Below are 14,081 nucleotides of genomic sequence, written 5' to 3' on the forward strand. Positions count from 1 at the left end.
ACCTTAACCGACGTACACGTCGTCGTCGCCGAGCCGGGCGTTCGGATCCAGCAGCATGTCCGACTCGGCGACCTTCTCCGGCACGTCGTGGCCGAACCGGCGGTCGGCGGGACGTTCGTACATCGGGGCGCCGCCGGCGATGGCCGACGCCAGCCGTCGCTGGCCGTCCAGCAGGCGCCGGTTGGCCCGCGCCTGGTAGTCGGCGCGCTGCTCCGGATCCAGCGTGGCCAGGAACGCCTGCGGGTGCACCAGCGCCACCAGACCCGACACGTGCCCGAATCCCAGGCTGGTCACCAGACCTGCCTTGAGCGGGAACTTCTCACCCAGGTTCAGCGGCTCGCGCACCCAGACGAAGTGCCCGGCACCGGCCAGTTCGTCGTCGACGCAGTCCAGGCTGCGGTTGGGCGGGATGACGCCGTCGCGCAGGATCTGGGTCAGGCCCAGCATCTGGAACACCGCCGCGCCGCCCTTGGCGTGCCCGGTCAGCGTCTTCTGGCTGACGATGAACAGCGGCGCCCCGGCCGACCGGCCCATCGAGTCCGCGAGGCGTTCGTGCAGCTCGGTCTCGTTGGGGTCGTTGGCCAGCGTCGAGGTGTCGTGCTTGGAGATCACCGCGATGTCGTCGGGACCGACGCCCAGGCGGGCCAGCGAACGGGCCAGCTGCGACTGCCGGCCGCCCCGGCCGGCGCCCAGCGCCCCCAGGCCCGGCGCCGGGATCGAGGTGTGCACGCCGTCGGCGAAGCTCTGCGCGTAGCCGACGACGGCCAGCACCGGCAGACCCATCTTCAGCGCCAGGTCACCGCGGGCCAGCAGGATCGTGCCGCCGCCCTCGGCCTCCAGGAAGCCCAGCCGGCGCCGGTCGTTGGCGCGGGAGAACTTGGAGTCACTGATTCCCTTGGCCCGCATCATCTCGGTGTCGGCCGTAGCCGCCATATCGGCGAACCCGGTGACGGCCTCCGTGGTCATATCGTCGAAGCCACCCGCAACCACCAGTTCGGCCTTGCCGAGCCGGATCTTGTCGACGGCCTCCTCGACCGAGACGGCGGCTGTCGCACACGCGCCGACCGGGTGGATCATCGCGCCGTAGCCACCCACGTAGGACTGCATCACGTGTGCGGCAACGACATTGGGCAGCACTTCCTGCAGGATGTCGTTCGGCTTGGCCTTGCCCAGCAGGTTCCCGTGGAACATGGTCTGCATGGAGGTCATGCCACCCATGCCGGTGCCCTGGGTGCTGGCCACCAGGCTGGGGTGCACCCAGCGCATCAGCTCCGCCGGGGTGAACCCGGAAGACAGGAACGCATCCACGGTGGCCACGATGTTCCACAACGCCACCCGGTCGACCGAACCCGCCATGTCGGCACTGATACCCCAGACCTTCGGATCGAATCCGGTGGGCAGCTGTCCGCCGACGCTGCGCGCCAGGTTGATCTTGCGGGGAACGCGTATCTCGGTGCCCGCCTTGCGAATTACCTCCCAGTCACCGGAATCGGGTACCGGCCGGACAACGGTGTGTTCGGGATCGAAGCTCGCGAAGGCGCGGGCATCCGACTCCGAGGACACCACGAAGGACAAGTCGCGATCGAGAAATACACTGACCAGCAGCGGGACCCTGTGGTCGCCTTCGATGGCGCCGTCATCGACGAACTCCCGGATGCCGCAGCGGGCCACCACCTCGTCGTGGTAGCGCTCGACGAGTTCGTCCTCGGGCACCAGGTCGCCGGTAGCGGTGTCGTACCAGCCCGGCTTGGGGTCGTCCTCCCAGACGATCAGCCCGGTGGTCCAGGCCAACTCCAGCACGCCGGCGGCCGACAGTTCGTTGTCGACCTCCATCTCGTAGCGGGTGCGCGACGAACCGTAGGGCCCGAGCTCGGCGCCACCGACGATGACCACCAGGTCGGCCGGGTCGACGTCGAGGTCGGCCCACACCGGCGCCGGGGCTCCGCGCTGCCCGCGCGGCGGGGACGGCAGCGCCCGGATCCGGCCCTCGTCCAATTCGGTTTCTTCCGAGTCGGTTTCGGTTGCCATCTCCTCGCGTGCCCGGGCGGCGAGCTCGGCCATGTCGAGCTGCACGTCGGCCAGGCCACCGGTCAGATCGGCCTCGATCGGCGCCGCGGAGGCGGCCACCTTGGCGTCCACCGTGCACAGCTTGAGTAGCATGGCGGCCATCTCGTCGGTGCTGTAGGTGACCACACCGGCCTCTTCGACCGCGTCGACGATGACGTCGTTGTGGCCCATCAGGCCGGTGCCCTTGGTCCAGCCGATCAGCGCGTGCGCCAAGCTGACCCGCTTGGCCCACGACGATTCCGCGCTCCACCGCGACACCACCGCGTCCAGCGCGGCCTTGGCCTCGCCGTAGGCCCCGTCACCGCCGAACATGCCCCGGTTGGGCGAGCCGGGCAGCACCACGTGCAGCCGGGAGGCGATATCGCGTTCGGCGCCGATGGCCGACAGCCCGCCGATGAGCCGCTCGACGGCCCACAGCAGCACCTTCATCTCCATCTCGGCGCGCGAACCGGCATCCGACAGATCACCGATCACCCGCGGCGCGGCGAACGGGAACAGCAGCGTCGGGGTCTGCGCGTCCTTGATGTGAATCGATTGCGGCCCAAGGTTTTCCGCTTGGTCGGAGCCGACCCAGGAGACCAGCGCGTCGATATCGGCGTAGGACGCCATGTTCGCCGGCACCACCCACAGCACCGCGCCGAAGCGGGCGTTGTCGCGGTAGAGCTTCTTATAGAACGCCAGCCGGTCGTCGTCGAGCCGGGAGGTGGTGGCGATCACCGTCGCCCCGCCGGCCAGCAGCTGACCCACCACCGACGCCGCGATGGAACCCTTCGAGGCGCCGGTGACGACGGCGACCTCATCGCCGTAGCGGCCCCGGCCGGGGTTCTCCGCGCCGGCGGCGATCCGGCCGAAGAGCGAGGCGTGGATGTTGCGGCCGGTCGCCAGCGAGCGGCCCTGCCACCAGTTCGCCTGGGTGGCGACGGCGTGCCCGGCGCCCTCGAAACGCTCGGCGATCTGCAGCCAGTCGGCGTCGATCTCGCTCTCCTCGGCCAGCCACAGGCGGGCCAGGTCCTCGCGGGCGCTGGCCCACCGGTCGTCCAGGACGACGGCTTTGCGCTTGTCGAACGCGGGCGCGACCAGACGCGGCCAGTCCGACCCCAGTTCGGCGGTCACCAGCTCGATCAGCTCGGCGTCGGTGGAGGCCTCCGGTGCGGTCGCCGCGGCGTCCAGCCCGAGCTGGCCCAGCACCATCCGCGCGGCCGAGGCCAGCACGCCGTCGCGGCCGGTGACCTGCTCGGCGAACTCGGTCAGCGCGGCGGAGTCCACCACGCCGCCGGCGGCCGCACCGGCCGACGGCAGGGCCACCGCGATGCCGCGGCGGGCACCGACGGCGGCGACGGCCGCGTCGATCACGTTGTCCACGGCCGCGGTGTCGGCGAGGGCGCCGTCGGCCAGTCCGCCCAGGTCGCCGCCGCGGACGCTGGAACCCTCACGGGTGCCCAGCGCCACCTCGACGGTGACGTGCTTGGCCCAGCCGGGTCCCAGCTCCCAGGTCTTGGCGATCCGCTCGGCGATGTAGCCCGGCCGCTTGCCGGACGGGCCGAGGACCGTGCGCAGCTGGTCGTTGGTGGCGTCCGAGAGCACCGGGCCGAACGGCTTGTAGGTGCGGGCCAGCTTGGACACCTGGCCCTTGAGCGCACCCAGATCCGCCTCCGCGGCACCGTCGATGGCGCCGAGGTTCAGCTCCGAGCCGAGGTCGACCAGCAGCTGGTTGCGCCGCGACGATGCGCCGTCGGTGATGGTCTCGATGGAGTCCAGCGCCTCGATCTGATCGATGCGCATCTTGGCGCTCAGGGCGATCAGGGCGATGGTGGCGTCGGCGGCGTCGAACGCGATGTCGTCCGGACGCGGGCCTCCGGCAGGCGCTGCCGGCGCCGCGGCGGCGACCGGCGCGGCCTCCGCGGGGGCCGACTCCGCCGCGGGGGCCTCGGACTCGGCGGGCTCGTCCTCGGGCTCCGGGTCGGTGTCGGTGGCGAACAGCACCGCGGCGTCACGCTCGGCGTTGAGCACCTCGACGCATGAGTGCGCGAACTCCGGCAGCTTGAGGGTATTGGTGGCCAGACCGGCGACCGTCGGCGCGTTCTTCACGCCGATCTCGACGAACCGTTCCACGCCGAGACCGCCGGCGGCCTCCTCGATGAACAGCAGGTCCTGGGTCTCGATCCAGCGCACCGGGCTGGCGAACTGCCAGGCCAGCAGTTCGATGACGACCTTGCGGCACAGTTCGATCGGCCGCTCGCTGCGCCAGGTGTCGTAGTCGGCGAGGATCTCATCCAGCGGCTCGGCGGGCACCAGATCGCGGATCTCCTGGATGAAGTCGCGGTCGAGGGTGAACGGCCGCGGCACCAGGTTCGGGATGTAGCGGCCCACCACCAGTTCGGGACCCCGGTCGCGGGGCAGCACCCGCTCCAGGCTGCGGCGGAAGTCGTCGACCCCGACGCGCAGCACGCTGGAGTGGAACGGCACGTCGATGCCCGGCACCAGGATGAACGAGCGTTTGCCGCCGCTGATCTCGCGGCGCCGCTCGACCTCTGCCTCCAGTGCCTCCAGCCCGGCGACGGTGCCGGCGATGGCGTACTGGCTGCCGCGCAGGTTGAAGTTCACGATCTGCAGGAACTCGCCGGTGCGCTCGGCGATCTCGGCGACGAACGCGGTCACCTCGTCGTCGGGCAGGTCGATCTGCGACGGCCGGATCGCCGCGAGCCGGTAGTTGGACCGGCCGCGCTCGTCGCGCGGCACGATGTCGTGCATCTTGGAGCCGCGGTGGAACACCGCCTCCAGCAGGCCCTCCAGCTCGATGACGCCGGACACGCAGGCCAGCGCGGTGTACTCGCCGACGGAGTGCCCGCAGGCGATGGCGCCCTCGACGAACGCGCCCTGCTCACGCATCTCGGCGACCTGGGCGGCCGCCGTCGTCGCCATCGCGACCTGGGTGAACTGGGTCAGGTACAGCACGCCCTCGGGGTGCTCGTAGTGCACACCGCCGGCGATCAGGCTGGTCGGGTTGTCGCGCACCACGTGCAGCACCGAGAAGCCCAGCGCGTCGCGGGTGAACTTGTCGGCGCGGTCCCAGACCTTGCGGGCGGCCTTGGACCGGGCGCGGACCTCCATGCCCATGCCCTTGGACTGGATGCCCTGTCCGGGGAAGGCGTAGGCGGTCTTGGGCGCGGCCAGCCGGGCGGTCGCCGACATCTTCAGCTCGGAACCGACCCGGGCGGAGATCTCCAGCACCTCGCCGCCGAGATCGACCCCGACCCGGTCCACCCGGAAGTCGACCTCGTCGCCGGGGTTGATCATGCCCAGGAAACGGGCCGTCCAGCCGAGCAGTTTGGCCGGCGGGACCGGACGGCCGTCGGTGGCGGTGACCACGTGCTGGGCGGCGGCCGAGACCCACATGCCGTGCACGATCGGTGCCGGCAGCCCGGCCAGCAGGGCGGCGGCCCGGTCGGTGTGGATCGGGTTGTGGTCGCCGGAGACCACCGCGAACGGCCGCATGTCGACCGGTGCGGTCAGGGTGACGTCGCGGCGACGGCGGCGCGGGGTGTCGGTGGCGTTGTCGGACACCGCACCGCCGGCGGTGACCGGATCGGTCAGCTCGGTGGCGCCGGTGCGGCCGCGGATGGCGAACCGCTCGCCCAGGGTGGCCAGCACGGTGCCGTCGGCGTCGCTGACGGTGACGTCGACGGGGACGACCCGGCCGACCTCGGTGTCGTAGGCGGTGCCCGCGGTCGCGGTGACGGTCAGCCGGGCCCGCTCGGTGGGCAGCGCGGTGTGCAGCGCGGCGGCGTGGTCCAGGTGCACCAGGCTCAGCAGGCCCTCGACCACCGGGAAGCCCGCGTCGGTATGCGCGGCGCCGATGGCGGCGAACACGGCCGGCCAGCACCGGCCGACCAACGCGTCGGGTACCACCGACAGGGTCGGGGCCAGCGGAGCGCCGAAGGTGGCGGTGACCCCGGTGTGGTCGGCGACGCGTTCGGGGTCCCAGTCCACGGTGACGGTGGTGGCGCCGTCGACGACGGGCGGCAGCGCGTCGGGCCCGTCGACGCCGGCGGCGATGGCCAGCACGGCGCGCATGGCGGTGCTGGCGTCCTCGGTGGAGACCACCGGGGCGCCGCCGTCGACGGTGGTGGCGGGCAGGGTGAAGGCGATGTCGATCCAGGTGCCCGACAGCGGCGCGGACAGCACCACCTTGTCGCCGCGGACCTCGAGGCGGGCGCCGGTGCCGTGCTCGATGGCGATGCCGTTGTCCTGCACCTGCCACTTGCCCGGCGCGGCGATTCGGTGCACCGGGTTGCTGGCGATCCGGCCGGCCCACAGCACGTCGGGGGCGGCCAGCACCAGGGCCAGCGGCCCGGTGACATCGCCGAGCCGGGACAGCACGGGCTCCGGCTGCGCGCCGGTGGCCAGCACCTGCTCGACGGCGGCGGCCTCGAAGCGGTCCAGCAGCTCGCCGACGGGCTCGTCGACCCGGGTGATGCCGGCGACGGCGGCGGTGCCCGGGATGATGCAGACCGCATCGGCCGGGTAGCGGGCGTCGTGCGCCTGCCACAGCGAGTCGCTGCGCCACCAGCGCCGCACGTCCTTGTCGATGACCGGGACGAAGTTGACCGGCTTGCCCGGTGTCTTGCACAGCTCGACGAAGAACGGAACGTCGGCGGGGTGCAGCGCGACCGCGCCGGCGTCGGGATAGGTGACCAGCAGTTCGGCCAGCGCCCGGGTCGGCTGCTCCAGCAGCGCGATGCCCGCCTCGGTGTCGCCGAAGTGGGTGTCGATCGGGCCGGAGTCGACCGGCGACAGCCGGGCCTCGGCGCGCTGCAGCATGGCCTGGAAGCGGTCGCGCCAGGTGATGTCGAGCCACGGGGAGTCCGGCCGCTTGCTGTCCGCGGTCGAGTCGTCGTCGCCGATGGCCAGTTCGACGTAGCGGCGCAGCCAGTTCAGGTAGGTCATCTCGGCGACATCGCCGAAGTACGGCTTGGCGGTCAGCTCCATCGCGGCGATGATCTCGTCGCGCCGGGCCGCCACCGCCTCGGCGTCACCGGCGACCTCGTCGAGCAGCCGGCCGCAGCGGGATGCCACGTTGTCGATCTCGTGGATGTCCGCGCCCAGCTGGCTGCGCCCGGACGCCATGCCGCCGGAGGCCTTGCCGGCGCCGACCCAGGAGTCGGTGCCGACGGTGTCGACCAGCAGCTGCTTGACCGCCGGCGAGGTGGTGGCCTCCAAGGTGGCCATGGCGGCGGTGCCGACCAGAATGCCGTCGACCGGCATCAGCGGGTAGCCGTGCGCCTCGGCCCAGCGGCCGGACAGGTACTCCGCGGCGCGCTCGGGGGTGCCGATGCCGCCGCCGACGCAGATGGTCAGGTTGGACCGGCCGCGCAGCTCGGAGTAGGTGGTCAGCAGCAGGTCCTCGAGGTCTTCCCAGGAGTGGTGGCCACCGGCGCGGCCGCCCTCGATGTGGGCGATGACCGGGGTGGTGGGCACCTCGGCGGCGATCCGGATGACCGAGCGGATCTGTTCGACGGTGCCCGGCTTGAACACCACGTGCGGGATGCCGGCGTCGTGCAGTTCGCCGATCAGGTCGACGGCTTCCTCCAGGTCGGGGATGCCGGCGGTGACGACGACGGCGTCGATCGGCGCGCCGGAGGCGCGGGCCTTCTGCACCAACCGCTTGCCACCGACCTGCAGCTTCCACAGGTAGGGGTCCAGGAACAGCGAGTTGAACTCGATCTCCCGGCCGGGTTCGAGCAGGGTGGTCAGCTCGGCGATCCGGCGTTCGAAGATCTCCTCGGTGACCTGGCCGCCGCCGGCCAGCTCGGCCCAGTGCCCGGCGTTGGCGGCAGCGGCGACGATCTTGGCGTCGACGGTGGTCGGGGTCATGCCGGCCAGCAGGATCGGGGACCGCCCGGTCAGTCGGGTGAACTTGGTGGACAGCTTGACCGCACCGCCGGGCAGGGTGACCACCGAGGGGGCGTAGCTGGTCCACGGGCGGGCCACCTCGGGCACCGCGCCGACGGTGAACAGGTTGCGCTGTCCGCCGCGGGTGGCGGCCGGGACGATGCCGATGCCCAGACCGCGGATCACCGGGGCGGTGAGCCGGGTGAGGATGTCGCCGGGGCCCAGGTCCAGGATCCAGCGGGCGCCGGCGGCGTGCACGGTGTCGAGTTCGTCGACCCAGTCGACCTCGTCGATCAGCAGCGCCTCGGTCATCCGGCGGGCCAGGTCGGTGTCGATGCCGACGGCCGTGGCCCAGCCGACCACGATGTCGACGGCGTCCGACAGCCGGGGGGTGTGGAAGCCGACTTCGACCGCGACCGGCTCGAACACCGGCGCGAACACCGCGCCGCCGCGGATCTTGTTCTTGCGCTCGGCTTCCTCGGCATCGGCGACCTGCTGGCAGTACAGCTCGAAGCGGGACAGCTGCTCGGGGGTGCCGGTGATGACCATGGCGCGCCGGCCGTTGCGGATGGACAGCACCGGCGGTGCGACGGTCCGGACGTCCTGGGCGAACTCGTCGAGCAGCTCGCGGATCCGTTCGGGTTCGGCGTTGGTCACCGAGATCATCGGCGGGCGGTCGCCGAGGATGGTGATGCCGCGGCGGCGGGCCACCAGGGTGCCGGCCGCGCCGATGAGCTGGGCCAGCGCCAGCAGCGCCACGTCCTCGGCGCCGCCGGTGGCGACGGATTCGACGGCCAGCACGCCCTGGGAGTGCCCGACGACGGCGACCGGCGGCGTGGCGGCCAGGTCCATGCCCTGACGGGCCAGGGCCCGCACGGCGGCGATCTGGGTCAGCAGCACGCCGGGCAGCGACACCGCGGCCGAGGTCAGTTGCTTGTCGGTCGGGACCGCCTCCTCGGCGGCCAGCGCGCGCACCCAGCGCAGCGGTTCGAAGCCGATCGGGCGGACGACGACGAGTTCGTCGGCGACGGGTTCCAGCAGCAGGTCGGCCTCGCCGACGAGGTTGACCAGATCCGATTCGATACCGGCGGCCGAGACCAGCTCCTCGAGGGTGTCCAGCCAGGCGGTGCCCTGCCCGCCGAAGGCGACGGCGTAGGGCTCGCCGTCGATGAGCCGGTCCACCAGGGCATGGTCGGATGTCCCCGGCACCGAGGCGTTGCCGTCGTCGTTCGCGGACATCCGGTCGTGCTCGTGGATCGTCACCTTGTTGTTCTCCCTGCGTTGATACTTCGTCAGTCACGTCCGAGGCAGGCCGTCGGCAACGTCCGGTGCCGCGGGCTGCATGGCAGCGCGTCGGCACGGCGTCGCGGTCTGAAATTCCTCGTCGAATCCAGGCTGGTCGACCACCGTCACGCGGCCCTGGGCGAACACCCGGGACACCCGGGCGGACGTCGGGCCGCTGCTATAAGAGTGTCATAAGGAAGGCCCGGGAATCGTCGGCAAAAATCGTTACTCCCGGGTCTACGGACGGGTAACCGCACTCTCCCCCGCCGGGCGGCGCGGCGCCGCGAAACACTAGGAGGACAAACGTCCTGTTGGCGGGTGGTTACGCTGGAGTAAGAACAACACCGCAGATCACAGCCGTTTCGTTATCAAATTGTTATGTCTAATTTCCGAGCCTCGGACCACATCGGCACTGATTCCGTCCCGGCCGGCCCGGGTTTCTCCAGCCGTGGGCGGGGCGCCGGAGAAAGTTTGCTGGAAACTTACCGATCGGTAATGTCTCGCCGGGCCGGTGAGATCAGTCCCACTGGCCGAATGCGGGCTTGAGAATATGGTTGACGTCGACGCCGACCCCGCCGACGCTGCGCTGATCGATCTCGACCTGGTGCAGGTGCGCGGCCGGGTGCGCGACACGGCCCGGCGACCCCCAGTCGTGCTGCCAGAAATAGGACCCGATGCCGTCCTGGATCGCCCACTCGATGGTCTTGGAGTTGGCGTAGATCCCGGTGCGCTGATGGCCGATCACCGACTCCCAGGCCCGCAGGTAGGGCGCCACCTGCTCCTTGTACTGCGCCGGCGTCGGGTCGTCGTCGATCGAGGCGTAGACCGGCGCGCCGATCGGGCCGCCGGCGGCGGTGTGCAGCGCCCAACCCCGCTTGGCGTGCTTGACCCCGGCCGCCTGCCCGCCCAGCCAGTCGGCGGTGTCCTTCTTGCCGTACTGGTAGCAGGACACGATCTTGAGCCCGCTGCGATACAGGTCGCGGGTCTCGGGGAGCTGGATCGGCTTGCCCAGCATCCACTCCCCGCCCGGTCGCCGATCCGACACATAACGAATGGCGCCCAGCGCCCCCGACGCCTTGATATCCGCCGCCGGGATCACACCGGCGGCATAATCCAGCAGCACGCCCAGCGGCGCGGCGCCGGCGGCGCCGGCGGACAGTGATGCGGCGGCCGACCCCATCGCGATCACCGCGGGGGTGGCGGCTGCCAGCTTCAGCAGATCGCGCCGCGACAGACCGGCCGACATGAGCCTCAGAGTACGACAGCTTTCACATTCGACCCGTGAACCTCGGCGGCCACAGGAGTGTCGTCAATGCGTCGGTTCGCATGCCGGACAATGTCCCGGTGAACGACGACCCGACACCCACCGCGACCAGCCGTCGCGCATGGGTCGTCTGGTCGGCCGGGCTGCTGGCCTACGTGGTGGCGGTGCTGGACCGCACCTCGCTCGGGGTGTCGGGTCTCGACGCCGCCCACCGCTTCGGCGCCAGCCCCGGCGTGCTGTCGACGTTCGTGGTGCTGCAGGTGGTGGTGTACGCCGCCGCCCAGGTGCCAGCCGGGCTGCTGCTGGACCGGGTGGGGTCGAGGACGATGATCGTGACCGGCGGCATCCTGATGGCCGCCGGGCAGTTCGCGCTGGCGGTGTCCGAAACCCTGCCCGCGGCGATGGCCGCGCGCGCCGTGCTCGGGCTCGGCGACGCCTTCACCTTCATCTCGGTGCTGCGGCTGGTGCCGTACTGGTTCCCGGAACGACGGATCCCGCTGGTCAACCAGCTGACCGGCATCTGCGGGCAGTTGGGCCAGGTGCTCTCGGCGCTGCCGTTCCTGGCCATCCTGCTCGGTCACGGCTGGCGCGCGGCCTATCTGTCGGTGACCGCGTTCGGGGTGCTGGCGGTGGCGCTGGTGGTGGCGCTGGTCCGCGACACCCCGCGCGGGCGGGCCGCCAACCTGCACTCGGTCGGGGTGGCGGAGACCTTGGGCAGCCTCAAGAAGGTGTGGCTGCGGCCGGGCACCCGGCTCGGCTTCTTCACCCACCTGGGCACACAGTTCTCGGTCACCGTGTTCGCGCTGATGTGGGGTGTGCCGTACCTGACGGTCGCCCAGGGCATGTCCCGGGAAGCCGCCGGCGCCATGCTCGTGGTGTCGGTCGCGGCCGCGATCGCCGCCGGCGTGGTGATCGGGGTCTGGACCAGCCGCCACCCACACCGGCGGTCCCGGCTGGTGCTGGGCATCATCGCCGCCAATGCGCTGATCTGGACCGTCGTGCTGGCGCTGCCCGGCCCCGCACCGGTCTGGCTGCTGGTGCTGCTGGTCGTGGTGATCTCGGTCGGTGGCCCGGGGTCGATGGTGGGCTTCGACTTCGCCCGCACGTTCAACCCCAGCGGCACCCTCGGCACCGCCCAGGGCATCGTCAACATGGGCGGGTTCATCGCGTCGCTGCTGGTCATGCAGGCGATGGGCGTGGTCATCGGCGCCGCGGGCGGCTACTCGTTCACCGCGTTCCGGCTGGCCTGGTGCGTGCAGTACGCCGGCTGGGCGTTCGCCGCCGTCGCGATCCTGATCAGCCGCCGCAAGGCGCGGCGCACCATCGGCCAGATCGAGGAGAGTCGGTATCTGCTGCGGTTCCTCGACGACGGGTCTACACCTCGATCCTGATGGTCGGTTCCGGCCCTCACCGGCTCCGCAAGCTCCACCGGCTCGGCCTACACCTCGATCCTGATGGTCGGTTCCGGCCCTCACCGGCTCCGCAAGCTCCACCGGCTCGGCCTACACCTCGATCCTGATGGTCGGTTCCGGCCTTCACCGGCTCCGCAAGCTCCGCCGGCTCGGCCTACACCTCGATGGGCGGGTACAGCCGTTCCATCGTGTACTGCCGGTTGCGCCGGGCCGCCCATGACGTGGCGGCCAGTGACACCGCCGTCAGGCCGAACAGCACGGCGACTGCGACCCACAGCCGGGAGTCGATGCCGCCGACGGTCAGCTCGCGCAGGCCGTTGACGGCGTAGGTCATCGGGTCGAACGGGTGGATGTACTGGAACGGCTTGGCCGTGGTCTCCACCGGGTAGATCCCGCCGGCGGACACCAGCTGGAACATCAGGAACGCCAGCGTCACCACCCGGCCCACCGCCACCCCGAACAGCGCGTTGAACGCCTGGATGATGGCCAGGAACGCGGCCGAGATCAGGGTGAGGAAGGCGACCGTCGCAGTCGGGTACTTGGCCTGCAGACCCACGCCGAAGTGCACCACGGTGTACATCACCACCACCTGGCACACCACGATCAGCATGGCCGGCCAGTACGACGCCAGCGTCACCCGCAGGGCACCCAGGCCGTGCACGATGGGGCGGGTCTGCAGCGGCTTGAGCTGCATCCAGATGATCAGCGTGCCGATGAACAGCGCCAGCGGCATGAAGAACGGTGCGAAGCCGGTGCCGAAGGTGGGCACCGGATTGTGGTCGATCAGCTCCAGGGTCGCCGGCGCGGCCAGTGTCTTGGCGACGGTGTCGCGCTGCTCCGGCGTCCAGGACGGCACCTGGCTGGACCCCTCGCGCAGCTTGCCGGCCAGCTCCTGACTGCCGGCCTTGAGTTTTCCGGTGCCGTCGGCCAACTGCACAGCGCCGGTGCGCAGCTGGCCGCCGCCGGCCGCCAGCTTCACCAGGCCGCCGTTGAGCCGCTGCGCACCGGCGTCGAGCTCCCGGACACCGTCGCGCATGGACACCACATCGGCGCGCAGCTGCCCGTTGACGGTCTTGGTCAGCAGCGTGCGCAGCTTGCTGTTGGGGTTGCCGAGGTCGGCCTCCAGCTTGGCCGCGTTGCCGCGCAGCTTGGCCAACCCCTCGTCGGTGGCCGGGTCGATGCCCCGCGCGGCCATCAGCCGCTGCGCGCCGGCCAGGAACTCCCCGGTGTGGTGCAGGGTCTCGTCGGGGCTGTTGCGCAGGGTGGCCACCACCTGGTCGACGATGACGGCGGCCTGGGCGTAGTTGAGGTTCAGCGCAGCGATCCGGTCCGTCGTCGAGCGGACCGCCGTGGACAGGTGCTCGGCGGCGACGCCGACCTCGTCGGGGTCCAGCTGCGCGTTCGCGACATCACCGAGCACTTCGAGAAGCGGATCCGTCGCGGTGGTCACCGCATTGGACAGCTTGCGGGTGCCCACGGCCAGCTGCGCCGACCCGTCCCGCGCGCTGACCAGACCTGCGGACAGGGTGGTCGCACCAGTGGCGAGCTGGTGGGCACCGGTGTCCGCGGCAACCAGTCCGTTGTTGAGTGCATCGGCGCCGTCGGCGGCCTTGACCAGCCCGGCTCCGGCATCGGTCAGCCCGCTGAGCACGGTGCCCACCGAACGCTCCCCGATCTCGGCGTTGACCTTGTTGATCACCTCGCGGGCGGCGTTCTGCCCGATGATCGACGCCAGGTAGTTGTTGGCGCCGTTGAAGGTGAACTGGACATTCGCCTGCCGGGGGTCTCCGCTGTTCGGCGAGGCGATCCGGGTGCTGAAGTCCTCGGGCAGGGTGATGGTGAAGTAGTAGCGGCCCGACGCCAGCCCGTCGGCGGCCTCGGTGGCATCCACCTCGGTCAGGTCCAGCTCGTGCGATTCCATCAGCGCGGCGGCCACCTGGTCGCCGGCGTGCAGCGGTTTCCCGTCCACCACCGCGCCCCGGTCGGCGTTGACCAGCGCCACCGGCACCTTGTTGACCTCGTTGAACGGGTTCCAGAACGCCCACAGGTACATGGCGCCGTACAGCAGCGGCAGCAGGATGACCGTGACGATCGCGATCCGCGGCAATGCGCCCCGGCTGAACCGCTTGATGTCGGTGCCCAGTGACATTCCGGCAAGCATG

At 71.0% G+C, this 14,081-nt stretch carries 4 protein-coding genes; 1 reads left to right on the forward strand and 3 read right to left on the reverse strand.

All coding sequences use genetic code 11. From position 1 onward, the window contains the following. Positions 1–3 precede the first annotated feature (3 nt). Positions 4–9,222 carry a type I polyketide synthase gene (locus G6N16_RS17265; RefSeq protein ID WP_083030330.1) on the reverse strand — a complete coding sequence of 3,073 codons (9,219 nt, stop codon included), beginning with the start codon at positions 9,220–9,222 and terminating at the stop codon, positions 4–6. 538 nt (positions 9,223–9,760) lie between these two features. Next, the gene (locus tag G6N16_RS17270) at positions 9,761–10,489 is read right to left on the reverse strand and encodes a DUF1906 domain-containing protein (protein ID WP_083030329.1); all 729 of its coding nucleotides are present in this window, start codon (positions 10,487–10,489) and stop codon (positions 9,761–9,763) included. A 98-nt stretch (positions 10,490–10,587) separates the two neighbouring features. On the opposite strand from G6N16_RS17270, the gene G6N16_RS17275 reads away from it, so the two are divergent. After that, on the forward strand, positions 10,588–11,898 hold the full coding sequence (locus G6N16_RS17275; protein WP_234805799.1) for an MFS transporter: 1,311 nt from the start codon (positions 10,588–10,590) through the stop codon (positions 11,896–11,898). Positions 11,899–12,073: 175 nt separating this feature from the next. Here the strand turns inward: G6N16_RS17275 and G6N16_RS17280 are convergent, their stop codons facing one another. Beyond that, positions 12,074–14,080: a YhgE/Pip domain-containing protein gene (locus G6N16_RS17280; protein ID WP_110810802.1), complete on the reverse strand. Its 2,007-nt coding sequence runs from the start codon at positions 14,078–14,080 to the stop codon at positions 12,074–12,076. Position 14,081: the final 1 nt, after the last annotated feature.

This window comes from Mycolicibacterium insubricum (assembly GCF_010731615.1).
GTDB classification, from domain to species: domain Bacteria; phylum Actinomycetota; class Actinomycetes; order Mycobacteriales; family Mycobacteriaceae; genus Mycobacterium; species Mycobacterium insubricum.